We start from the raw sequence: 24,605 nt of genomic DNA, 5'->3' as shown, positions 1-24,605 counted from the left end.
CCCCGTCACGGGTTTCCCTCGGGGACGCGCACATGGTTCACCGGCTGTGACGAACGGAGATCCAGTGCCGGCGGGGGTGGAGAGAGGCGGTCGAGGAGCATGTCCGGATCACCCCGGCAGCGCGCGGACGACGGTCCATACCTGCGGGTTCACGACCTCAGGGTGAGCTTCGATACCCCGGACGGGGTGGTACGCGCCGTGGACGGCGTCTCGTTCGCCGTCGACCGTGGCCGCACGCTCGGCATCGTCGGCGAGTCGGGCTCCGGCAAGAGCGTGACCAGCCTCGCCGTACTCGGGTTGCACGACCCTCGGCGGACCACGGTCGGCGGCGAGATCCGGGTCGGCGGGCGGGATGTCGTCGGCCGACCGGAGGAGGAGATCCGCCGACTGCGCGGGCGGGACATGGCGATGATCTTCCAGGATCCGCTTTCCGCGCTGCATCCCTACTACTCGATCGGCCGGCAGATCGGCGAGGCGTACCGGGTGCACCATCCGGGCGCGAGTCGGCGGGAGGCCCGCAAACGGTCGGTCGACCTGCTCGGCCGGGTCGGCATTCCACAGCCGGACAAGCGGATCGACCAGTATCCACATGAATTCTCCGGCGGCATGCGCCAGCGTGCGATGATCGCGATGGCGCTGGTCAATGACCCGGACCTGCTGATCGCGGACGAGCCGACCACCGCACTCGACGTCACCGTGCAGGCCCAGATCCTCGACCTGCTGGCCGATCTCCAAGCCGAGTTCAACTCCGCCATCATCCTGATCACCCACGATCTCGGGGTGGTCAGCCAGGTGGCCCACGAGGTGCTGGTGATGTACGGCGGACGGGCGGTCGAGCACGGCAGCGTCGAGCAGGTGCTCCGCCGGCCGCAGCATCCGTACACCTGGGGGTTGTTGGGCAGCGTGCCGTCGTTGCGCGGTGCGGCGGACGCGGACCTGGTGCCGATCGCCGGCAACCCGCCGAGCCCGATCAACCTGCCGCCGGGCTGTGCATTCCATCCGCGCTGCCGCCACGCCGACCGCACCGGGGACCGGTCCCGCACCGAGGTCCCCGAGTTGCGGCAGGTCGCCGAGCGCGGCCACCTGGTCGCCTGCCACCTGGCCGAGCCCGAGCGCCAACGGCTGTACGCCGAACAGCTCGCCGCCGTGGGGGCCGACCGATGACCGAGCCGTTGCTGCGGGTGGAGGGCCTGACCAAGCACTTCCCGGTACGCGGCGGCTGGCGCTCCCCGGCGTCGGTCCGCGCGGTCGACGGCGTCGACTTCGAGGTACGCGCCGGCGAGACGCTCGGCCTGGTCGGTGAGTCCGGCTGCGGCAAGACCACCACCGGTCGGATGCTGGTCCGGCTGACCGAGCCCAGCGGTGGCCGGATCACCTTCGAGGGGCGGGACATCACCCACCTCCGACGGGGTGCGCTGCGCCCGCTCCGCCAGGACCTCCAGATCATCTTCCAGGACCCGTTCGCCTCGCTGAACCCCCGGCACACGGTCGGTCGGATAGTGGCGATGCCGTTGCAGGTCAACCGGATCTCCCCGCCCGGCGGGATCCGCAACCGGGTACGCGAACTGCTGGAACTGGTCGGGCTGAACCCGGAGCACTACAACCGCTACCCGCACGAGTTCTCCGGCGGGCAGCGGCAACGGATCGGAATCGCCCGAGCACTGGCCCTGCGACCGAAGCTGATCGTCGCCGACGAGCCGGTCTCCGCGCTGGACGTGTCGATCCAGGCGCAGGTGATCAACCTGCTCCGGCGGTTGCAGCGGGAACTGGACCTCGGCTTCGTCTTCATCGCCCACGACCTCGCCGTGGTCCGGCACTTCTGCCAGCGGGTAGCGGTGATGTACCTCGGAAAGATCGTCGAGATCGGCGACCGGGCCGACATCTACACCCGGCCGCAGCATCCGTACACGCGGGCGCTGCTGTCGGCCATCCCGGACGTCAACCGGCTGGGCCCGACCGGGCGGATCCGGCTCACCGGTGACGTACCGACCCCGCTGGACCCGCCGTCGGGGTGCCGGTTCCGGACCCGGTGCTGGAAGGCGCGGGAGATCTGCGCGTCGACCGAACCCGAACTCGTCGAACGCGACGGCGGCCGGCAGCTCACCGCCTGCCACTTCCCGGAGCAGGGGGACCTGGCATGAGCGAGCAACCGGTGGTCGCACAGGCGGCCGTGGTCGAGGGGGCCGGCGGGCTGGAACCGGGTGCCGTACGGGCCGGGGCGAGGGAGTTCGTCGGTCGCTCGCCGGGGCAGCTCGCCTGGCTGCGGCTGCGCCGCGACCGGGTCGGCATGGCCAGCGGCGGCGCGCTGCTCTTCTTCGTCCTGCTGGCGCTCGCCGCGCCGCTGGTCGAACGGCTGTATGGCAAGGGCCCGCTGGAGCGGTTCCCGGAACGGCTGGACCGCAACGGCTTCCCGCTCGGCTACGCCGGGGTGGACGCCGAACACTGGCTCGGGATCCAGCCCAACGTGGGCCGGGACATCTTCATCCAACTCGTCTACGGGCTGCGTACGTCGCTGCTGGTGGCGTTCACCGCCGCCCTGCTCACCATCGGGCTCGGCATTCTGGTCGGGGTGGTCGCCGGTTACCTGGGCGGCCGGGTCGACGCCGTACTGACCTGGTTCATCGACCTGACCATGGCGTTCCCGTTCTTCATCTTCTGCTTCGCGTTCATCCCGGTAGCGGTCAACCAGTTCTACGGCGTACGCGACGCCGAGGCGACCTGGTTCCGGCCGATGCTGCTGATCGTCATCTTCGTGCTGTTCAACTGGACCTACACCGCCCGGTTGGTCCGGGGGCAGGTGCTGTCGCTGCGCGAACGGGAGTTCGTCGAGGCGGCCCGTGCGGCCGGGGCGGGGCTCGGGCACATCCTGTTCCGGCAACTGCTGCCGAACCTGTGGGCGCCGATCCTGGTCACCTTCTCGCTGAACGTACCGGCGTTGATCACCGCCGAGGCGGCGCTGTCGTTCCTCGGCATCGGCATCCTCGAACCCACCCCGGACCTGGGTCGGCTGATCAGCGACAGCGTCGACTTCATCCGCGAGGTGCCGACCTTCACCATCGTCGGCGGCACCACGCTGTTCCTGCTCGTGCTCTCCTTCAACCTCTTCGGTGACGCGCTGCGCGACGCGCTCGACCCGAAGTCGACCCGGTAGGGGGCGGCGACGATGTTCCGTTTCTTCGTCCGGAAGCTGCTGCTCGCGGTGAGCACGCTGTTCGCCGTCAGCGTGCTGACCTTCGGACTCTTCTTCGCCGTACCGAACAACCCGGCCGAGTTGATGTGCGGCAACGGCAAGGTGTGCAGCCCCGAACGGCTGGAGATGATCGAGCGCCGGATGGGCCTGGACGTGCCGGTGCCGCAGCAGTACGGCGCGTTCATGAAGGGGATCTTCGCCGGTCGTACGATCGGCGAGGGTGCCGCCGCCCGCGACTGCCCGCGTCCCTGCCTGGGGTTCTCCTTCCGCAACGACGAGCCGGTGTCGCGGATCGTCGGGCGCACCCTGCCGGTGACGCTGAGCCTGGTCGCCGGGGCGGCGGTGGTCTGGCTGCTGATCGGGGTCTCGGTCGGGATGATCTCGGCGCTGCGCCGGGGGACCGTGTTCGACCGGCTGGCGGTCGGCTTCTCGCTGGTCGGCGCGTCCATGCCGATCCTGCTGTTCGGGCCGCTGCTGCTGATTGTCTTCGTCTACGAGACCGGCTGGCTCGGCTACCCGCGCTACGTGCCGATCACGGAGAACCCGCTGGCCTGGGCGAGCGCGATGATCCTGCCCTGGCTCGCGCTCGGCTTCCTCAACTCGGCCTCGTACGCCCGGCTGTCCCGGGCCCAGATGCTGGAGACGCTCACCGAGGACTTCGTCCGTACGGCCAGGGCCAAGGGCCTGCCGAAGGTCACCGTGTACGGCCGGCACGCGCTCCGGGCGGCGATCACCCCGATCGTCACCATCGCCGGGCTGGACCTCGGCGCCTACCTGGGCGGGACGGTGATCACCGAGACCATCTTCGGTTTCACCGGCCTGGGCAAGGCGTCGCTGAACGCCGCGATCAACCTCGACATGCCGGTGGTGATGGCCACCGTGCTGCTCGCCGCGGTCTTCATCGTGGCCGCGAACGTGCTGGTCGACGCGCTCTACGCGGTGATCGACCCGCGAGTACGACTGGGCTGACCCGGCCGGCGTCGCGATTGTCGCCGCTCGCTGCCCGTTGCCCGAAAGAAAGTTCTGTCAACCAACGGTGGAGGCGCAGTTTTCCTCCATCGGAGTCGAAACGGGAGGACCGACTGATGAGAACAGGACGTGCGGTGGCCGTGACGGGCGTCGCGCTGCTGCTGGCCTCGGCGCTGGCGGCATGCTCGGAGAACACCGGGGACACCGACGCAGGGCCCGATGACGGCAGCACCCGGCAGCAGACCAGTGCCATCGCCACCGACCCGAAGGAGTCGCAGGGACCGGCGCCGGCGATCGCCGGCGCCAAGCGGGGCGGCACCATCCGGACCATCGTGCAGCAGGACTTCGAGCACCTCGACCCGCAGCGCACCTATCTCGTGGGCGCGATGGCCGCCGAGCACCTGCTGGTCCGGACGCTGACCCAGTTCCGCGAGGATGGCAAGGGCAAACTCACCCTGGTTGGTGACCTCGCCGAGACGCCCGGCAGGGATGTCAACGGCGACTGCAAGGTCTGGGAGTACAAGATCAAGCAGGGCGTCAAGTATGAGGACGGTACGGACGTCAAGGCGGCCGATGTCGCGTACGGCATCGCCCGCTCGTTCGAGGAGTCGATCGACGGCGGTCCGACGTACATCCAGGAGTGGCTGGCCGACAACAAGTCCTACAACGCGACCTACAAGGGGCCGTACACCTCCGGCAGCACCGCCGTGCCGGGGCTGACCATGCCGGACGACCGTACCCTGGTCTTCACGTTCGCCAAGCCGCACTGCGACCTGCCGTTCGCGGCCTCCCTGCCGACCACGGCGCCGGTGCCGCAGGCAAAGGACACCAGGACCGAGTACGACCGCCGGATCTTCTCCTCCGGCCCGTACAAGATCAAGGAGTACCTCAGGGACACCCGGCTGGTGCTGGAGCGCAACCCGCACTGGAAGGCCGAGACCGACCCGCTGCGGCACGACTACCCGGACAGTTTTGTCTGGGAACTCGGCCCGGACGACACCGCGCAGACCGAACGGATCATCGCCGACGCCGCTGACGACGCGTACGCGATCAGCAGCGACGGCGCCCCGCAGGCGCTGGTCAACCAGGTGTTGAACAACCCGGCCCTGAGGGAACGGACCATCTCCGCGCCGCAGCCGTTCGTGCACTACCTCAGCATCAACAACGAGCGGATCACCGACATCAACATCCGCAAGGCCATCGCGTACGCGATCGACAAGCAGGGCATCGTGCTCACCCAGGGCGGTGACGCCGGTGGCCGGGTCACCAACACCCTGCTCGCCGACAACACGATCGGCTGGAAGAACTACCCCAACCCGTGGGACGGCGGCCCGAACGGCAACCCGGAGAAGGCGAGGGAACTGCTCGGCGGACAGAAGATCAAGCTTGTCTTCATGGCCCGCAGCAATGCCTTCGGCCAGGTCACCGCCCCGGTCGTGAAGGAGAGCCTGGAGAAGGCCGGCTTCGAGGTCGTGGTGAAGACCGTCGATACAACCCAGCACAACCCGACCGCCCGCACCCGGGGCAACGAGTACGACATCTACATCTCCAACTGGGGCGCCGACTGGCCCAGCGCGGCCTCCACCATCCCGGTCCTCTGGGACGGCCGCACCCTCGGCCCGAAGGGCAACTCGAACGTGTCGTACTTCAACTCCGACGAGGTCAACCAGCGCATCGACGAGGCGAGCCTGCTGCCGGACGGTACGGCCGGACCGAAATGGGCCGAGATCGACCAGCTGATCAATGAGAAGTACGTGCCGGTGGTGCCGCTGTTCCGGGCGTACTTCACCGGTGTGGTCGGCTCGAAGGTCGGTGGGGTCTTCTTCTCCGAGGTCATCGGCACCCACGTGCTCTACAACGCCCACGCCAAGTAGGCGTACCCGGTCGGGGAGGGGCCACCCGGGCTCCTCCCCGACCGCTCACAGGTGCCGGCGGAGGAAGTCGAGTTCCAGCCGGAGCAGCCGCTCGGCCGCCCCGTCCGCCGCCATGTGGGTGGCACCGGTCAACGGGATCACCGCGTGCGGGCGGCCGGTCGCCAGCATCGCCGCCGACAGGCGCAGCGTGTGCGCGGCCACCACGTTGTCGTCGACCATCCCGTGCACCAGCAGCATCGGCCGGGCGTCGTCCGGCGTCACCGGCGGCTCACCGGCGACGTCCAACAGGCAGTGGTGGGCGTACACCTCCGGGCTGTCGTCCGGCAGGCCGAGATACCGCTCGACGTACGCGGTGTCGTAGAGGGACCAGTCGGTCACCGGCGCCCCGGCGATGGCACAGCGGAACAGGTCGGGGCGGCAGAGCGCGGCCAACGCCGCCAGCCAGCCCCCGAACGACCAGCCACGGATCGCCACCCGGCCGAGGTCCAGGTCCGGGTGCTTGCCGGCGAGCGCGGTCAACGCGTCCACCTGGTCGAGCAGGATCACGTCGGCGAGCCGCCGGTGGATCACCTTCTCGAACGAGGGCGCCACGCCCGGCGTACCCCGGTTGTCGATCGTGACCACGGCGAACCCGGCGTCGGCCCACCACTGCCGCTCCAGCCACCTGGACCGGGCGGCCAGCACCTCCTGGTGCCCCGGCCCGCCGTAGACGTCCACCAGCACCGGCAGCCGGCGGCCGGCGACGTGGCTGCGCGGGTACAGCACGGCCGTCGGCAGCCGGCGGTCGGTGACCCGCTCCAGCACCGGCCGAGGCGCGTACGGCGGGTTAGCCGCCAGCGAGACCAGCGTGCCCAGCTCGCGGTCGCCCTGCCAGACGGCCCACCGGGTCCCGGCGTGGTCCAGGGAGGCGGTACCGACCACCAGCACGTCGCCGCCGACGACGCCGGTGTGCCAGCCCGGATCGGCGGTCAGCCGGCGCGACTCGACCCCGCCGCCGATCGCCGTCCGGACCCGGAACAGGTGCTGCTGGCTGGGCTCGCCGTCGCTCGCCTCGACCAGCAGGTCGGTTACGCCCGGTCCGGCCGGCAGCGGGCCGACCACCCGGCGGACGTAGAGCGACGGCGGGGTGAGCAGGGTGCCGTCGGCGAACAGGCAGCGCGCGTCGTAACCGTCGTGGGCCAGCTCGCCGCCGACCAGCACCCGGCCGTCGGGCAGGTGCCTGGGCGTACCGGCGACCGGCTCCACCCAGCGCGGATCGGCCAGCTCGGCGTGCACCTGCGTCTCCCCGGTACGCGGGTCGACGGCCAGCACCAGGCCGTGCTGTTGCAGCCGGCGCAACACCGTGATCAGCGGCCCGGTCTCGGCCCAGCGCACCGAGACCAGGTACGGATAGGTCTCCCGGTCCCAGTGCACGTCCACCCAACCGCCGTCGAGGTCCAGCAGGTGCAGGCTGACCTCGGCGTTCGGCCCGCCCGCCCGTGGGTACGCGACACTGCGCGGCAGGCTGGCCGGGTCGGCGGGATCGTGCAGGTGCCATCGGGGCAGCCGGGACTCGTCGACCCGGGCGGCGAGGATCGACCGCCCGTCCGGGGCCCACCAGTAGCCGCGGTAGCGGGAGAACTCCTCGGCCGCGATGAACTCGGCCAGCCCCCAGCTCACCCCGGCCTCCTCGCCGGCGAGCAGGTTGTCGGTGCCGTCCGCCTCGATCACCCGCAGTTGACTGCCGGTGCCGGCGATCCGGCCGGGGCGGTCGCGGCCGGTGGGGCCCTCGGTGACGTACGCCAGCCGTTCCCCGGTCGGGTCGGGGCGGGGGTCGATCACCGGACCGCTGACCGCCACCTCCACCACGTCGCCGTGCAGCAGGTCGGCCCGGAAGAGTCGACCGGCCAGGGCGAAGACCGCCACCCGGGCGGCCGGGTCGGTCGCGTACCCGCCGATGCCGCCGGCCTGGAGGCGCTGCCGCTCGCGCAGCGCCCGTTCGGCGGCCGGCAGCGGCACCGTCCCGACCGGGGTCGCCGGATCGGTCTCCAACAGCATCGCCGGGTCGGCGACCAGCCGTTCCGTCGCCGTGGCGACATCGAACAGCCACAGCGCGTCGGCCGGGTCCTCCGGGCCGGCGGACCGGAGGAAGACCACCCGGGAGCCGTCACCGGCGACCGTCACCGCCCGTGGCGCGCCGTGGCTGAACCGGCGGGTACGGGCGGCCAGTTCCGGATACTCCACATGGCCGATCGTAGAGTGGCGCGATCGATGATGGGGCTGAGCTGCTTATCGTGTCCGCTCCTCGACTCGCTGGGCCCGCTCGGACGCACGCGTAGAGTGACTGGCGTGACGAACCCGGCCGCACGGCGGCTTCTCCTGGTCCACGCACACCCCGACGACGAGGCGATCGGGACCGGCGCGACGATGGCACGCTACGCCGCCGTCGGGGCACACGTGACCCTGGTGACCTGCACGCTCGGCGAAGAGGGCGAGATACACGTACCGGCGCTGGCCGGACTGGCCGCGGACGCCGCTGACCAGCTCGGCGGGTACCGGGTCGCCGAGCTCGCCGCCGCCTGCGCCGCGCTCGGCGTGACCGACCACCGTTTCCTCGGTGGCGCCGGCCGCTACCGCGACTCCGGGATGATGGGGCTGGCCACCAACGACCACCCGCGGGCGTTCTGGCAGGCGGACCTGGACCAGGCCGCCGGCTACCTGGTCGAAATCATGCGAGAGGTACGGCCGCAGGTGGTCGTCACGTACGACCCGAACGGCTTCTACGGGCATCCGGACCACATCCAGGCACACCGGGTGGCCATGCGCGCCGCCGAGCTGGCCACCGAGCAGGGCTTCGGACCAGCCAAGATCTACTGGACGGCGATCCCGAAGAGTGTGCTACAGGCGGGCATGTCCGCTTTCGGGGAGGCGGCCGACAACCCGTTCGCCGGCATCGAGCACTTCGACGAACTGCCCTTCGGCACCCCGGACGAGGAGGTCGCCGCCCGGATCGACGCCACCGACATGCACGCCGAGAAGGAAGCGGCGATGCGGGCGCACGCCACCCAGATCCCGGAGGACTCGTGGCTGTACTCGATCGCCCGTAACTTCGGCAGCGAGTTCATGGGCGTGGAGTGCTACAGCCTGGCGGTCGGCGAGCGCGGCCCCGGCAGCGGCCCGTACGGCTGGGAGGACGACCTCTTCGCCGGCCTGGCCCCCGACCCCGTCGACCCGACCGCACCCGCCGGTACGGACACCGACGCGCTGGCGGAGAGCGGAGCGCGGTGACACTGTCCAGTCCGCCGGTGCCCGAGTCCCCGCAGTTGTCGCCCGAGCCGCAGTCACCGCGCCGGGCGGCGCTCGACGGGATCCTCGACCGGCTGCTCCGGATCGCCGGTGGCGCGGTGGCGGTCGTCGCCGCGGTGGTGACCGCCACGCTGGAGCTGCTGCTGTCCATGCTCCGCGTCGGCGGGCACCTGATCGGCGTGTCGGTGCTGGTCGCGGTGCTGGCCAATCTGTTCCTGAGCTGGTTCGCGTACCGGACTGTGGGCCGGCGGTGGGCGGTGGCGCTGCCCGCCGTGCCGTGGTTTGGGCTGATGGTGGTCGCCTCCGGCAAGACCAGTGAGGGTGACATCCTGCTCGCCGGGGACAACTGGGTCGGCATCGTCATGATCTTCGCCGGGTCGATGGCCTTCGCCGTGATGGCGTTCCGGCTCATGCTCGCCCCCCGCCCCGGCACGTACCCGCGCCGCCCCGGCCCACTCCCACCGCCGAGTCGCCCGGCCGGCTGATGGAACCTCCCAGGTCGGGATGGTAAATATCTGTCAGCGGTACGGGTTCGGCTGTTCTCTGGAGGCGTGCGATGAAGGACCGTTGGCTGCCGGTCGGGATCCTCGCGGCGGTGCTCTTCCTGATCAACGTGGTGGCCCGACTGGTGATCCGGTTCGGGTTCGACGATGACGTGGAAGCCTCCGATCGGCTCTCGCTGGGCATGTTCGCGCTGATCGGGCTGATCCTGGCGACGATCGCGTTCGTCCGGGGCCGCCGGGAGCCGGTCGCCCGCTGGGGTGGGGACGTCTCGGTCGCGGTGCTGAGCGCGATGGCGCTGACCGTGATCGTCGGGCCGTTCGTGAGCGGGAGCTACCCGTTCGCCAACGGCGCGGGGGAGTTCTTCTCCCAGATCTGGCTCTATGCCGGGTTCGCCGGTGCCGGCACCCTGCTCGGTTTCCTGCTGCTGACCGCGTTCGGCCTGGACCACCGCTCCCAGTCCCTCAAGCGGTACGCCGAGACCAAGCTCGCCAAGCCGCGCCGGGTGGTCCGCCGCTGAACGGCACACCCGCTCACCCGCCGGGTTCCACCCGGGTCAGGTAGGTGTGGTGGGTGGTGAAGCCGAGCCGCCGGTAGAGCGCCACCGCGGCCGTGTTGCGCTCCTCGACCTGGAGGAAGACGTCGGTGGCGGCGAGCCCGTCGGCCCACCGCGCCAGTGCCCGGACCACGTGCTGGGCGAGCCCGCTGCGGCGGGCGTCGGGTACCACCTCGACGCTGGTCAGGCCCAGCCAGCGGCCGTTGCCGGTGACCGTGCCCCGGCCGGCGGCGAGCAGTGTCCGGCCGGTGTCGCCGGCCGGCCCGTACAGGTGGGCGAAGCGGACCCGGTCCACGGCGGTGAGCAGGTGCCGGGCGGCGGCCGGGAGGCGCTCCAGCGGGTTCGGGCCGGGATCGGTGCCGGCGTGGACGGCCTTGCGGGCGGCGGCCAGGGCGAGCCAATCGTCGGACGGCGCGGCGGCCAGCTCGACCTCGGGCAGGTCGGCCCGGTCCGGGGTTCGGCCCAGGACCGTGGCCAGCGGCGCCGTCTGCATCAGGGTCGGCGGTCGGGTGCTCCAGCCGCGTTCGTCGAGCGCCACGCCGACCGGTGCGGCGAGCGGCAGCGGCGTGTTGACGATCGCGGGCCGGCCGAGGTCGGCGTACCAGCGTTGGACGGCGTCGATCGCGGCCTCCAGGGGCCGGTCCGGATCGCCGATCGGCAGGGCGGAGTTGCCGCGCCCGGTCCACCCGTCGGCGGAGCGCAGCAGCCAGCCGCCGAGCCGGTCCTGCACCGGCGCCGGCCAGGCCTCGTTGGCGGCGAGTTCGAGGGCGACGACGGCCGCCGCGTTGGGGCGTCGGGCCGGCGGCACCCGCTTGGCCCGGTGCACCTCGGCCAGTGGCACGTGCAGCTTCCCCCGGTCGGTGGCGAGGGTGAGATGGGTCTCGGTCAGGTCGACCAACTCACCCAGAGCATCCGTGAAGAGCTGCCGGTCCCCACGAACCCCTACAATTCGACGGACTACCACCCGGTGTCCCACATCCTGCCGTCGGAGCACGATCGCCCCCCTCCTCGGCGAGATACTAGGCTCTAACCCGTCGCGGTTGATCGCGGCGTAGCTTGCGGAGGAGAGATTCGGTGACCTACATCATCGCCGAGCCGTGCGTCGATGTGCTCGACAAGGCATGTATCGAGGAATGCCCCGTCGACTGCATCTACGAGGGCAACCGGATGCTCTACATCCACCCCGACGAGTGTGTCGACTGTGGCGCCTGTGAGCCGGTCTGCCCGGTGGAGGCCATCTTCTACGAGGATGACGTGCCGGAGCAGTGGAAGGACTACACCTCGGCGAACTACGAGTTCTTCGAGGATCTTGGTTCGCCCGGCGGCGCTTCCAAGATCGGCAAGGTGGAGAAGGACGCGACGTTCGTCGCGGCGCAGGAGCGGCGCGGAGAGGGACACTGAGCGGCGTACCGACCGGTGGGGGCGCGGCCCCCGGTGGTGGGAGCGGAGGTGGGCCGTCGGGTTCGGCGAGGAACCGGATCGACGGTCTGCCCGACTTTCCCTGGGACCTGCTCGCACCCGCCAAGGTGGTCGCCGGCGGGCACCCCGACGGGATAGTCGACCTCTCCATCGGTACGCCGGTCGACCCGGTGCCGGAGCTGATCCGGGCGGCGCTGGCGGGTGGCTCGGACGCGCCGGGTTACCCGCTGACCGCGGGTACCCCCGCGCTGCGGGCGGCTATCGCCGCCTGGGTCGGGCGTAACTGCGGGGCCGACGCGGCCGGGATCGGCGTGCTGCCCACCCTCGGCTCGAAGGAGCTGGTCGCCTGGCTGCCCACCCTGCTCGGCCTCGGGCCGGGCGACGTGGTGGTGATCCCCCAGGTGTGTTACCCGACCTACGAGGTCGGCGCCCGGCTCGCCGGGGCCACCGTGGTCCGGGCCGACTCGATGACCGCGGTCGGTCCGACCTCCCGGGTACGCCTGGTCTGGGTCAACTCCCCGTCCAACCCGACCGGCCAGGTGCTGCCGCAGGCGCACCTGCGCAAGGTGGTCGACTGGGCCAGGGAGCGCGGTGCGGTGGTGGCCAGCGACGAGTGTTACCTGACCCTGGGCTGGGAGTCGGAGCCGCTCTCGGTGCTCTCGCCGGAGGTCTCCGGCGGGTCGTACGACGGCTTGCTGGCGGTGCACTCGCTGTCCAAGCGGTCCAACCTCGCCGGCTACCGGGCCGGGTTCGTGGCCGGTGACCCCGCGCTGGTGAGCGGACTGCTGGCGGTACGCAAGCACGCCGGCATGATCGTGCCGGGGCCGGTCCAGGCGGCCATGGTCGCCGCGCTGGGCGACGAGACACACGTGGCGGCGCAGCGCGACCGCTACGCGGCCCGGCGCGAGGTGCTGCGGCCGGCGCTGCTGAAGGCGGGTTTCACCATCGGCCACTCGGTGGCCGGGCTCTACTTCTGGGCCAGCCGGGACGAGGACTGCTGGACCACCGTCGACTGGCTGGCCGAACGCGGCATCCTGGCCGCTCCGGGCGCCTTCTACGGGCCGGCGGGCGAGCGTCACGTCCGGTTCGCCGTCACCGCGACCGACGAGCGGATCGCCGCCGCCGCGGAGCGCCTCGCCGGCTGACCGGCCGCCGACGGGGCTCGGCGGTGGCGGCGCGTCCGCACGCCCGGTCCGAACTTCGGCCTTCGTCAATTCAGGCCCGGAAAATCTGTAATCGGGTACGGGTCCTCCGGTCCATTTCGCCCCGCTGGGAGAGCGCTCTCAGGATTGCCGAAACAATCCTTGACGAGCCCGCAATCCAACCGTAACGATGTATGCGCATACCTCGCTCAGCCACCGACCGTCGGCGTGTCGGTCTCGGGCGGGAGAGCGCTCTCGACGGCACCACCCCCCCCGGCAAGGGCGTGATCGGCGCACGCCGTCCTCATCGCACCAGGAAGGGACTTTCCGTGCGTAGATCACTGCGATCGTGGCTCGGCGCTGTGCTGAGTGCGGTCCTCGTGGTGGGCGGCATTGTCGCCATACCACCGGCGGCCAGCGCAGCCGCGTTCAGCGTCCTCGTCTTCTCCAAGACCGCCGGCTTCCGGCATGGCTCGATCACCCCCGGCATCGCCGCCATCCAGGCGCTCGGCGCGGCCAACGACTTCACCGTCGAGGCGACCGAGGACGGGGCCCAGTTCACCGACGCCAACCTGGCCCGGTTCCGGGCGGTCATCTGGCTCTCCACCACCGGCGACGTACTGAACGCGGCGCAGCAGGCCGCGTTCGAGCGCTACATCACCGCCGGCGGCGGCTACGTCGGCGTACACGCCGCCTCCGACACCGAGTACGACTGGCCCTGGTACGGCGGGCTGGTCGGCGCCTACTTCGCCTCGCACCCGGCCGAGCAGACCGCGACGGTCAAGGTGGCCGACCAGGTGCACACGTCCACCGCCGGCCTGCCGCAGCGCTGGTCCCGGTTCGACGAGTGGTACAACTACCGGACCAACCCGCGCGGGACCGTGCACGTGCTGGCCACGCTGGACGAGACCACGTACACCGGTGGCAGCAACGGGTCGGACCACCCGATCAGCTGGTGCCAGAACTACGGCGGCGGCCGCTCCTGGTACACCGGGATGGGACACACCGACGCCTCGTACGCCGACGCGAACTTCCGCAAGCACCTGCTCGGCGGCATCCTCGGCGCCTCCGGCACGGTGGCCACCGACTGCGGCGGCACCGTCACCAGCAACTTCCAGCGGGTCGAACTGGCCAAGGGGCTGGCCGAGACCGGCGAGCCGATGACCCTCAGCGTGCTGCCCGACCGGGGCGTGCTGCACACCTCCCGCAACGGCGTGGTCCGGCACACCGACGTCGCCGGCAACACCAAGATCGCCGGTACGCTGCCGGTCTACACCGGCGACGAAGAGGGTCTACAGGGCATCAAGGCCGACCCCAACTTCGCCACCAACCGCTGGGTGTACCTCTACTACGCCCCGCCGCTGAGCACCCCCGGCGGTGGCGCGCCGGCCACCGGCACCCCGGCGCAGTTCGCCCCCTGGAACGGCGTCAACCGGCTCACCCGGGTCACCCTCAACGCCGACAACACCCTGAACCTGGCCAGCGAGACGCTGATCCTGGAGGTGCCGACCAGTCGGGGCATGTGCTGCCACGTCGGCGGTGACATGGACTTCGACGCCGCCGGCAACCTCTACCTGTCCACCGGCGACGACACCAACCCGTTCGACTCGGCCGGGTTCAGCCCGATCGACGAGCGGGCCGACCGCAACCCGGCGTTCGACGCCCAGCGCACCTCGGGCAACACGAACGACCTGCGCGGCAAGGTGCTGCGGATCAAGCCGAGCGCGGCCGGCGGTTACACCGTCCCGGCCGGCAACATGTTCGCGCCGGGCACCGCCCGGACCCGTCCCGAGATCTACGCGATGGGCTTCCGCAACCCGTTCCGGATGAGCGTCGACAAGGCCACCGGCGTGGTCTACCTCGGCGACTACGGACCGGACGCGGGCACCGCCGACCCGAACCGGGGACCGGCGGGCAACGTGGAGTTCGCCCGGATCACCCAGCCCGGCTTCTACGGCTGGCCGTACTGCACGGCGCGCAACGACGCGTACAACGAGTACACGTTCCCGAGCGGGCCGTCGGGCGCGAAGTACAACTGTGCCGGCGGTCCGATCAACAACTCGCCGAACAACACCGGTCTCACCCAGCTGCCGCCGGCCATCCCGGCCTGGCTGCCGTACGGTGGCTCGGGCAGCCCGCCGGAGTTCACCGGTGGCGGCCTGTCCCCGATGGGTGGCCCGGTCTACCGGTACAACCCCGCCTCCACCTCGGACGTGGCGTTCCCGCAGTACTACGACGGCACCTACTTCGCGGGTGAGTTCGGCCGTCGCTGGATCAAGAACATCAAGCTCGACGCGGCCGGCGAGCCGCTGAAGATCAACCCGTTCCCGTGGACCGGCACCCAGATCATGGACATGGAGTTCGGCCCCGACGGCGCCCTCTACGTGCTCGACTACGGCACCGGCTGGTTCAACGGCGACGCGAACTCGGCGCTCTACCGGATCGAGTACGCCCGCGAGGGCCGGGCACCCATCCCGAAGGTCACCGCGACCCCGACCAGTGGAACGGCACCGCTGACCGTGGCGTTCTCCTCGGCCGGCACCCTCGACCCGGACGGCGACCCGTTCACGTACGCCTGGGACTTCGACAACAACGGCACCACCGACTCCACGGCGGCGAACCCGACCTTCACGTACACCACCAACGGCGTACGGAGCCCGACGCTGACGGTGCGGGACACCACCGGCAAGACCGGCACCGCGAGCGTGGTGGTGACCGTCGGCAACAGCGCCCCGGTCGTCACCGTGAACACCCCGCTCAACGGCTCGACGTTCAACTTCGGCGACGCGGTGCCGTTCAACGTGACCGTCACCGACGCCCAGGACGGCGCGATCAACTGTGCCCGGGTCAAGGTGAACTACGTACTCGGCCACGACTCGCACGGTCACCAGCTCGGCAGCGTGCAGGGCTGCACCGGGGTCATCCAGACCTCGGCCGACGGCGAGCACGACACCGCGGCGAACATCTTCGGCATCATCGACGCCGAGTACACCGACCTCGGTGGCGGCGGCCAGGCACCGCTGACCACGCACACCCAGGCGGTGCTGCAACCCCGTACCCGCCAGGCGGAGCACTTCGGTGACTCCAGCGGCATCCAGGTCACCGCCCCGGGCAACGCGCAGGGCGGCGGCGCGATCGGGTACGTCGACAACAACGACTGGATCTCGTACACCCCGTACAACCTGACCGGCATCCAGTCGTTCAGCGCCCGGGTCGGCGCCCCGGCCGGCGGTGGTGGCACCCTCGAACTGCGGGTCGACTCACCCACCGGACCGCTGGTCGGTTCGGCCACGGTGGTGCCGACCGGCGGATACAACACGTGGGCCTCGGTCACCGGCGGCGTCACCGCCCCGAGCGGCACCCGCACGCTCTACCTGGTGTTCAAGGGCACCGGCCCCTACTTCGACGTGGACGAGTTCACCCTCTCCACCCAGCCCGGCGGCGGACCCGGACCGGACCCGGATCCCGACCCGGAGCCGAGTGCCAACCTGGCGCTGAACAAGCCGGCCCGGTCGTCCAGCGTCCAGGACGCCTTCGTCGCCGGGGGCGCCTTCGACGGGGTGGCCGGCACCCGCTGGGCCAGCGCGTTCACCGACCCGCAGTGGATCGACGTCGACCTCGGCGCCTCGTACAACATCAACCGGGTCAAGTTGACCTGGGAGGCGGCGTACGGCAGCGCGTACCAGATCCAGACCTCGCCGGACGGGGCCACCTGGACCACCATCCGGAGCGTCACCGGCGGTGACGGCGGGGTCGACGACCTCACCGGCCTGACCGGCACCGGCCGGTACGTGCGGCTCAACGGCACCACCCGGGCCACCGGCTGGGGCTACTCGCTGTTCGAGTTCGAGGTGTACGGCGGCACCGGCGGCGGCGGCGGTCCGGGCCCGCAGCCCGGAGCCAACCTGCTGCTGAACAAGCCGACCCTCGTCTCCAGCAGTGAGGGGGCCGGCATGTCCGGCGCTCAGGCGGTGGACGGCAGTCTCACCACCCGCTGGTCGTCGCTGTTCGCCGACCCGCAGTCGCTCCGGGTCGACCTCGGCACGCCCACCGCGATCGGCCGGGTCAAGCTGAGCTGGGAAGCGGCTTACAGCAGCGCGTACCAGATCCAGACCTCGAACGACGGCACCACCTGGACCACCGTTCGCTCGGTGACCGGTGCCGACGGCGGAGTGGACGAACTGACCGGCCTCGGCGCCAACGGCCGCTACATCCGGGTCAACGGCACCGCGAGAGGCACCGGCTACGGCCACTCCCTCTGGGAGTTCGAGGCGTACGCCAGCTAGCTCACCACCACCAGGGATGTGGCCGGTACGGGTTCCCCGTACCGGCCACATTCGGTTCGGGTCCGGTGGCGCCGGACGGGTACCGTGCGGCAGCATCGACCGACGATCGGGAGACCCGCTGTGAGTGTCCGAGCCGCCAACACCCTGACCGCCCGATGGACGTCCCTGCTCGACGGGCGGCAGACGGTGCTCTCCGGCGCCGGTGTCTACCCGCTGCTGGCACTGCTGGCCCCGTACGCGGCCGGTCCCGCCCGTACGGAACTGCTCGCCGTCGCCGCCAGCCCCGCCGACTTCGGCCTCGACAACTCGCCGACCACCCGCCTCGCCCTGGGCTTCTGGTCGAGGGCGGAGCTGCCGTTGACCGAACAGTGGCTGCGCGCCGTACCGGAGTCGCTGCGCGGGGAGCTCACCGGTGATTCCGAGGTGGACCAGCCGGTGCTCGACCGGTGGGCGGCGGAGCGGACCGGGGGTCTGATCCCGGCCATGCCGGTCGCCGTGGACGCCGACACGGTCATGCTGCTGGCCAGCGCACTGCTGGTGCTGACCGACTGGGTCGAACGGTTCGAGGAGGACTCGCGCAGACCACAGGCGGGCCCGTGGCGGGGGCGGGACCTGGTCGGCCTGCACCGCAGGACACGCGATCTGAGCGTGCTCCGGGTCGCCCGAACCCCGGCCGGACCGGTGACCCTGCTGACCGTCGTCGGACGCGACGACGTCGACGTGGTGCTCGTCCTCGGCGAGCCGGCACGTCCCGCCCCGGAGGTGCTGCCCGCCGCGATCGGCGCACTCGCCGGACGCTCGGCGCTGGCGATCGAGGCCGGGCCCGGTGTCCGGACGGAGATCGTGGCGGCGGCGGACGACCGACCCGAGCTGGTCGTCTCGACCGTCGGCTTCACCGTCAGCGGTGACCACGACCTGTCGGCACACGCCACGCTGTTCGGGCTGCGCAGCGCCATGGACGCGAGCGACGGACACTTTCCCGGAATCAGCCCGGTGCCGCTGTTCGTGTCGCAGGCGCGGCAGAGCGCGACGGCCACGTTCGGCGCCACCGGGTTCAAGGCCGCCGCGGTCACCGCGATGTCCATGATGGCCGGTTCCGCCAGGCCGGTGACGACGAAGCGGAAACAACTCGTACGCGTCGACTTCGACCGCCCGTTCGGCTTCCTCGCCGTACACCGGCCCACCGGACTGGTGCTCGTCGCCGGCTGGGTGACCGACCCCGAGCCGTACCCGGACACCGCCAGCAGCTCCGAGAGCTGACGTCGGCGCCGGCCTCGTCCGGGGGGAGACCCGCACCTATGCTGGCTGTCATGTCGCCGGTACTGATCGACGAGGTTCGTGCTCTCTCCACTCGGATCCGGGCGCTCGCGCCGCAGATCGAACACGACCGGGCGCTGCCGGAGGAGCTGGTCTCCGAGCTGGTCGGGCTGGGCCTGTTCCGGCTCGCCGCGCCGCAGGGGATCGGCGGCGGCGAGACCGACCCGCTCGCCATGTTCGAGATCTTCGAGGAACTGGGCCGGGCCGACGGCTCGGTCGGCTGGTGCACGATGATCGCCGCCGCCACCGGAATCACCCTCGGCTACCTGGACGAGCCCACGGCGGCGGAACTGCTCGCCGACCCACGGTTCCTGATCGCCGGGGTCGCCGCCCCCTCCGGCCGGGCCACCATCGTGCCCGGCGGATACCGCGTACGCGGCCGCTGGTCGTTCGCCAGCGGCAGCCGGCACTCCACCCACCTGGTCGGCGGCTGCGTGGTGGTCAACGAGGCGGGACCGGTCCCCGGACCGGGCGGAATGCCGCAGGTACGGCACGTGATCATGCCCGCCGCCGAGGTGACCGTGCACGACAACTGGGACGTCGTCGGGCTGGCCGGCACCGGCAGCCACGACATCGAGGCGGTGGACCTCTTCGTGCCGGAGGCGTACGCGTTCTCGATCTTCGGGCCGGCGCGGCTCGACCGGCCGCTCTACCGGTTCCCGGTGTTCGGGCTGCTCGCGTTCGGCATCGGCGCGGTGGCGCTCGGCATCGCCCGCGCCGCACTCGACGAGTTCGCCCGGTTGGCGGGGGACAAGCGCGACCCGTTGACCGGGCAGCCGCTGGCCGCAAAGCCGATGAGCCGGACAGTGCTGGCCGAGGCGGAGGCGATTCTCGGCGGCGGGCGGGCGTACCTGGTCGGCGAGATCGCCGAGTGCTGGCGGCTGGTGTCGGCCGGCGAGGCGGTGTCGGTGGGCCGGCGGGCCCGGCTGCGACTGGCCGTCGCCCAGGCGACCAGGAGCGCGGCCCAGGCCGTCGATCTGGTCTACCACGCCGGTGGCGGAGCCTCGGTCCGGCTGGCGAGCCCGCTGCAACGCTGCTTCCGGGACGTGCACGTGGCGACCCAGCACGCCATGGTCGGCCCCGACCTGTTCGAGACGGTCGGCGGGGTGCTGCTCGACCAACCGGTCCCCACCGTACGGCTGTGATCCGCCGGGCCGATCGCTCGCCCGATCGAGCGGCGGCGCCTAGGGTTGGGGCCATGGTCGATGGTCCGGTGGTGGCGGTACGCGGCGAGGCGTTTCGTGAGGTGCCGCCGGAACTGGCGCGCTTCCAGGTGACCGCGACCGCGCGGGACAAGGACCGGCAGGCCACCCTGACCCGGCTCGCCGAACGGGCCGAGGGCGTACGCGCCCTGATCGACTCGTACGGGGCCGCGATCGAGCGCCGGGAGAGCGGTCAGTTGCAGGTGTACCCCGAGGTCAAACGCTCCGGTGAGCGGGTGGTGGCGTACCACGGCAGCGTGAGCACGACGGTGACCGTCACCGACTTCACGGTGCTCGGCGAACTGATGCTGCGGCTGGCCGACCGGGACCAGACGCAGGTCGCCGGGCCGTGGTGGGAACTGCGGCCGGGCAGCCCGGTCTACCGGGAGGCGCGCCGGGCCGCGATCGGCGAGGCCGTTGACCGGGCCCGGGAGTACGCCGATGCGCTCGGTGCCCGGGTGACCGCCCTGGTCCAGCTCGCCGACGCGAGCTCCGACCAGCCCCGGCCGATGATGATGGTCGGCTCGACGCAGAACTTCCGGGCCAAGGGCGCGATGGACGGCGTCCCCGAACTCGACCTCGATCCGCAGATGCAGAGCATCCAGGCCAGCGTCGAGGCGCGGTTCACCATCAGCGAGCCGACGGTGCTCGCGCAACCGCGCGACTGAGCGGGCGAGCCGTGGCGGTACCGGCGCAGCCGTACACCTTCGACCAGCTCGTGGCGCGGGCCCGCGCCCTCGTCGTCGCCGGTCCCCGGCGGCTGCTCGGTATTACCGGCGCACCCGGCGCCGGCAAGTCCACCCTGGCCGGTCGGTTGGTGGCCGCGCTCGGTCCGACGGCCGCGCTGGTGCCGATGGACGGCTTCCACCTCGCCGAGGCCGAACTGCACCGCCTCGGCCGGCACGCCCGCAAGGGTGCGATCGACACCTTCGACGGGGCCGGCTTCGTGGCCCTGGCGCACCGGTTGCGTACGGTCGTCGACACCACCGTGTACGCGCCGGAGTTCCGTCGCGACCTGGAGGAGTCGATCGCCGGGGCGATCGGGGTGCCGCCGGAGGTACGGCTCGTGGTCACCGAGGGCAACTATCTGCTGGTGCCGACCGCGCCCTGGGGTGAGCTGCGCGGGTTGCTCGACGAGGTGTGGTTCCTCGATCTCGACGCGCGCGAGCGGTTGCGCCGGCTCACCGAACGGCACGTCGGGTTCGGTCGCGCGGCGACCGAGGCGGCCGCTCGGGCGCGGGGCACCGACCAGGTCAACGCCGACCTGATCGAGACCACCGCGCTCCGTTCCGATCTGGTCGTACGACTCTCGGAATGACACGGTCGGGCGGATCAGTCGGTGACACGTGCCCACCGGGTGAAAATCCTCGTGGAGAGTCGGGTACCCGACGCCGGCACCCATCGTCGTGAACCACTACCCGGCGGGGCGATAGCGAAGCGGATCGAGGACTGGTAAACCGGGCGGACAACGTCGTTTCGACGGGTTCGGGGAGTTGACTCCCTCATCGACAGGAGGCTCGTGTCAGCACGGAAGGTATTGGCCTGGTACGTCGCCGTAATGGGCGTGCTGGTCGGCTGTTTCTTCGTCGTGCCGGTGCTGCGTACCGTCCTGTCCGGGCTGGTGGGCCTGGGTGGAGTGGTAGCCGTCGTGGTCGGCGTACGGTGGCACCGCCCGCGTCGTGGATACACCTGGTGGCTGCTTTCCGCCGGCATGGCGCTGCTGGCCGTCGGCGATGCTCTTTACAGTGTGGACGCCGGTTTGCCGAGCGACGCGCCGGCCTCGGCGGCAGATGTTTCCTATCTGTTGATGTTCCCCTTGATCGGCGCGGGACTGCTCGGACTCACCAGGTCGAATATTGTCGCCCGTGACCGCTCCCAGTTCCTCGACTTTCTGATCTTCAGCACCGCCGCCGGCTTCCTGCTATGGATCTTCGCCCTCGCTCCCCACCTGACCGAACCCGGCGTGAGTACGTTCAGCAGCTCGACGGTGGCCGCATTCGCCCTGGCCGACCTGCTGGTGCTGGCCACCACCGTCCGGCTGCTGACCGCCACCCGGATCAACCCGGCCGCCGTACTGCTGATGATCGGTGCGACCGGACTGCTCGTCGCCGACGTGGGCTACGGCATCGCCCTGCTCGGCGACGGCTGGCAGCCGGGTGGGCCGGTCGAACTGGGCTGGTTCACCTTCTCCGCCTGCTGGGGCGCCGCCGCCCTGCACCCGGACATGGCGCAGCTCACCGAACCGGCGCAGCCACGGCAGATCGAGGTCGGACGGCTGCGACTGGTGCTGCTCGGCCTGGCCGCCGTACTCGCCCCGGCGGTGCTGCTGTTGCAGGCCGTGACCGGCGACGTACGCGACGGCACGGTGATCGCGGTGGTCTCCGGGGTGATGTTCGTGCTCGTGCTCAGCCGGCTCGCCGACGCCGCCGACGCCCACCGGCTGGTCGTCGCCCGGGAACGCAGCCTCCGCAAGGCCGCCGCCGACCTGGTCTCGGCGACCGCCGCACGCGAGGTCGACCGGGCCGTACGCGCCGCCGTCGCCCGGCTGGTGCCGAAACACGCCGCACACCGGGTGGTGTTCACCGTCAACCGGGCCGACGGCGTACCGGCGGTGGCGACGAGTATCTGGGGCCCCGCCGTCACCGAACCGTCCGCGTACTACCCGGCACCGAGCGCGGCGACCGCCCGCCGGACCCGGGTGCTGCGGATCGGCGCGCTCCAACCGGCACTCGCCGAACAGTTGGGACAGTTCAAGACCGCCGTGCTCTGCCCGCTCGTGCTCGACGAACGGGCCACCGGCCTGCCCCGGGTCGGCGCCCTGCTGGTCGCCGCCGACTCCGAGGTGCTCGCCGGGCTGCGCGACTCGCTGGAGGTGCTGGCCGCGCAGGTGGCGCTGGCGCTGGAACGGATCGGGCTGAGTCAGGAGATCAGCCGACGGGACAGCGAGGCGTACTTCCGCAGCGTGGTCCACAACGCCACCGACGTCATCCTCGTCGTCGACGACGACCGGTCGATCCGGTACGCGAGCCCGTCGGTCCGGACCGTGATCGGCATCGAGCCGACCGACTGCGCCGAGCTGACCTCGGTGGTGCATCCCGACGACCACGACCTGCTCGTGGACCTACTCGAACCGAGCCGGTTGGCGGCGGGGGAGTGGGCCGACTGGACCGTACGGCGCCCCGACGGCGAGCGGATCCACCTGGAGGTGAGCTGCCGGGACCTGCGCCGGGACCGGACCGTCCGGGGAGTCGTGGTGACGATGCGGGACATCACCGAACGGCGGCGGCTCGAACGCGAACTGACCCACCGGTCGATGCACGACGTACTGACCGGGCTGGCCAACCGGGCGTCGTTCCAGGACCAGGTGTACGCCGCCGTCGGCCACGCCCGGCGCAGCGGCCGTACGGTCGGGGTGCTCTGCGTCGACCTGGACGAGTTCAGCTCGGTCAACGACGCGCACGGACACGCCGTCGGCGACGGGCTGCTGATAGCGGTCGGTCAACGGCTGCGGGACCTGGTGGGCGCCACCGGGCTGGTGGCCCGGCTCGGCGGCGACGAGTTCGCCGTCCTGGTGCCGGACGCGGAGAGCCCGGAGCGGGCCGAGCAGGTCGCCGACGAGATCATCCGGGCGCTCGCCGAGCCGCTCGCCGTCGGCGACATCCCGGTCAACGGGTCGGTCAGCGTCGGCGTGGCCACCAGCGCCGACGCCACCGACGCCGGTGAACTGCTCAAACACGGCGACCTGGCACTGTACGTGGCGAAGGGCGCGGGCAAGGGCCGCTGGTGCCGCTACCAGTCGGAGCTGCACACCGCGATCGTGCAGCGACTCGAACTGCGTACGGCGCTGGCGGAGGCGGTCGAGCGGCGCAGCTTCGTGGTCGAGTACCAGCCGATCGTCGACCTCTACAGCGGTGCCGCCACCGGATTCGAGGCGCTGGTCCGCTGGCACCATCCCGGCCGGGGAATCGTCCCGCCGGACCAGTTCATCGCACTGGCCGAGGAGACCGGCCTGATCGAGCAGATCGGCGACTGGGTGCTCCGCCAGGCGGTCGCCGCCGTCGGCCGCTGGGGTCAGGACCGTACGCCGGCCACCACGCCGTACGTCAGCGTCAACGTCTCGGCCCGGCAACTGCGCGCCGGCGGTTTCGTCGACCGGGTACGCGACGCGTTGTCGGCGGCCGACGTACCGCCGACCCTGCTCATGTTGGAGATCACCGAAAGCCTGCTGCTCCGGGACGACGACCGGGTGTGGGCGGAGCTGACCGAGCTGCGGACCCTCGGCGTACGGGTGGCGATCGACGACTTCGGCACCGGGTTCTCCTCACTGAGCTACCTACAGCAGGTGCCGGCCGACGTACTCAAGATCGATCGCTCGTTCACCGCCACCGTCGCGTCCTCCCGCCGGCAACTCCTGTTGCTGGAGGGCATCGTCCGGCTGGCCGGAACGCTGAGCCTGGACGTCGTCGCCGAGGGGGTGGAAACCGAGGAGGTACGCACACTGCTGATGAACCTCGGCTGCGCCTCCGGCCAGGGCTACCTCTTCTCCCGCCCCCTCGCCGAAGACGACGCCACCCGCTGGTCCCCCCACCCCCGCACCCCCACCCCCACCCCCACCCAACGCGCCTAACCCCCCGCCCCCCGCCCCCTCCCTCCTCCCCCCAGGGCCCCCTGCTCGTGGATCTAGGGCAAATACGTGCTTGTTGATCTCCAGCCACCACCATTCGCCCTAGATCGGCGGGGGAGGGGGGCCTGGGGGGAGGGGGTGTGGGGAGGGGGGTGGGTGTTGCTGTTGTGGATCGAGTCGAGTGGCTTGGTCGGTAGTTGTCGGGGCGGTCCCTTTTGTGGGGCTGCTTGTGTTGATGTG

General features: G+C 71.2%; 18 protein-coding genes. 16 read left to right on the top strand and 2 right to left on the bottom strand.

Annotated elements, in window-relative coordinates; translation table 11 throughout:
• Positions 1-99 precede the first annotated feature (99 nt).
• From OG792_RS29290 to OG792_RS29270, 5 genes are all read left to right on the top strand, one after another.
• Positions 100-1,164, top strand: a complete 1,065-nt coding sequence (locus tag OG792_RS29290; protein WP_329104301.1) for an ABC transporter ATP-binding protein — start codon at positions 100-102, stop codon at positions 1,162-1,164.
• The gene (locus OG792_RS29285) at positions 1,161-2,141 is read left to right on the top strand and encodes an ABC transporter ATP-binding protein (RefSeq protein WP_329104299.1); all 981 of its coding nucleotides are present in this window, start codon (positions 1,161-1,163) and stop codon (positions 2,139-2,141) included. The genes OG792_RS29290 and OG792_RS29285 overlap by 4 nt, the downstream gene beginning before the upstream one ends.
• Positions 2,138-3,151 carry an ABC transporter permease gene (locus OG792_RS29280; RefSeq protein ID WP_329104297.1) on the top strand — a complete coding sequence of 338 codons (1,014 nt, stop codon included), beginning with the start codon at positions 2,138-2,140 and terminating at the stop codon, positions 3,149-3,151. The genes OG792_RS29285 and OG792_RS29280 overlap by 4 nt, the downstream gene beginning before the upstream one ends.
• Before the next feature lie 12 nt (positions 3,152-3,163).
• Positions 3,164-4,159, top strand: coding sequence for an ABC transporter permease (locus OG792_RS29275; protein WP_329104295.1), 996 nt, complete (start codon positions 3,164-3,166; stop codon positions 4,157-4,159).
• Positions 4,160-4,275: 116 nt separating this feature from the next.
• Entirely contained in the window at positions 4,276-6,033 is a 1,758-nt protein-coding gene (locus OG792_RS29270; RefSeq protein WP_329104293.1) for an ABC transporter substrate-binding protein, read from the top strand.
• A 45-nt stretch (positions 6,034-6,078) separates the two neighbouring features.
• Here OG792_RS29270 and OG792_RS29265 read toward each other — a convergent pair whose 3' ends face one another.
• Positions 6,079-8,256, bottom strand: coding sequence for a S9 family peptidase (locus tag OG792_RS29265; RefSeq protein WP_329104291.1), 2,178 nt, complete (start codon positions 8,254-8,256; stop codon positions 6,079-6,081).
• Between the two features lie 96 nt (positions 8,257-8,352).
• Here OG792_RS29265 and mshB point away from each other — a divergent pair, with 96 nt between their 5' ends.
• The 3 genes from mshB to OG792_RS29250 all read left to right on the top strand — a co-directional run bounded on the left by mshB (position 8,353) and on the right by OG792_RS29250 (position 10,339).
• The gene (mshB, locus tag OG792_RS29260) at positions 8,353-9,300 is read left to right on the top strand and encodes an N-acetyl-1-D-myo-inositol-2-amino-2-deoxy-alpha-D-glucopyranoside deacetylase (RefSeq protein WP_329104289.1); all 948 of its coding nucleotides are present in this window, start codon (positions 8,353-8,355) and stop codon (positions 9,298-9,300) included.
• 35 nt (positions 9,301-9,335) lie between these two features.
• Positions 9,336-9,803 carry a hypothetical protein gene (locus OG792_RS29255; RefSeq protein ID WP_329111503.1) on the top strand — a complete coding sequence of 156 codons (468 nt, stop codon included), beginning with the start codon at positions 9,336-9,338 and terminating at the stop codon, positions 9,801-9,803.
• Positions 9,804-9,874: 71 nt separating this feature from the next.
• On the top strand, positions 9,875-10,339 hold the full coding sequence (locus OG792_RS29250) for a hypothetical protein (protein WP_329104287.1): 465 nt from the start codon (positions 9,875-9,877) through the stop codon (positions 10,337-10,339).
• 13 nt (positions 10,340-10,352) lie between these two features.
• Here OG792_RS29250 and OG792_RS29245 read toward each other — a convergent pair whose 3' ends face one another.
• Positions 10,353-11,369 (bottom strand): GNAT family N-acetyltransferase, encoded by a 1,017-nt coding sequence (locus OG792_RS29245; protein WP_329104285.1) that lies wholly within the window; start codon positions 11,367-11,369, stop codon positions 10,353-10,355.
• A gap of 80 nt (positions 11,370-11,449) precedes the next feature.
• Here OG792_RS29245 and fdxA point away from each other — a divergent pair, with 80 nt between their 5' ends.
• From fdxA to OG792_RS29205, 8 genes are all read left to right on the top strand, one after another.
• The gene (fdxA, locus tag OG792_RS29240; protein ID WP_170208586.1) at positions 11,450-11,776 is read left to right on the top strand and encodes a ferredoxin; all 327 of its coding nucleotides are present in this window, start codon (positions 11,450-11,452) and stop codon (positions 11,774-11,776) included.
• 77 nt (positions 11,777-11,853) lie between these two features.
• Positions 11,854-12,939, top strand: a complete 1,086-nt coding sequence (dapC, locus tag OG792_RS29235; protein ID WP_329111502.1) for a succinyldiaminopimelate transaminase — start codon at positions 11,854-11,856, stop codon at positions 12,937-12,939.
• A 326-nt stretch (positions 12,940-13,265) separates the two neighbouring features.
• A complete protein-coding gene (locus OG792_RS29230) occupies positions 13,266-17,222 on the top strand; it encodes a ThuA domain-containing protein (RefSeq protein WP_329104282.1) in 3,957 nt (1,318 codons plus the stop codon).
• Positions 17,223-17,342: 120 nt separating this feature from the next.
• The gene (locus tag OG792_RS29225) at positions 17,343-18,482 is read left to right on the top strand and encodes a serpin family protein (protein WP_329104280.1); all 1,140 of its coding nucleotides are present in this window, start codon (positions 17,343-17,345) and stop codon (positions 18,480-18,482) included.
• Between the two features lie 50 nt (positions 18,483-18,532).
• The gene (locus tag OG792_RS29220) at positions 18,533-19,684 is read left to right on the top strand and encodes an acyl-CoA dehydrogenase family protein (protein ID WP_329104279.1); all 1,152 of its coding nucleotides are present in this window, start codon (positions 18,533-18,535) and stop codon (positions 19,682-19,684) included.
• 53 nt (positions 19,685-19,737) lie between these two features.
• A complete protein-coding gene (locus OG792_RS29215; protein WP_329104277.1) occupies positions 19,738-20,409 on the top strand; it encodes an SIMPL domain-containing protein in 672 nt (223 codons plus the stop codon).
• Positions 20,410-20,420: 11 nt separating this feature from the next.
• Positions 20,421-21,059, top strand: coding sequence for a nucleoside/nucleotide kinase family protein (locus OG792_RS29210; protein WP_329104274.1), 639 nt, complete (start codon positions 20,421-20,423; stop codon positions 21,057-21,059).
• Between the two features lie 201 nt (positions 21,060-21,260).
• The gene (locus OG792_RS29205; RefSeq protein WP_329104272.1) at positions 21,261-24,368 is read left to right on the top strand and encodes a putative bifunctional diguanylate cyclase/phosphodiesterase; all 3,108 of its coding nucleotides are present in this window, start codon (positions 21,261-21,263) and stop codon (positions 24,366-24,368) included.
• Positions 24,369-24,605 lie beyond the last annotated feature (237 nt).

The organism is Micromonospora sp. NBC_01699 (assembly GCF_036250065.1).
In the GTDB taxonomy this organism is placed as follows: domain Bacteria; phylum Actinomycetota; class Actinomycetes; order Mycobacteriales; family Micromonosporaceae; genus Micromonospora_G.
This window is presented reverse-complemented; position numbering and strand designations above follow the sequence as displayed.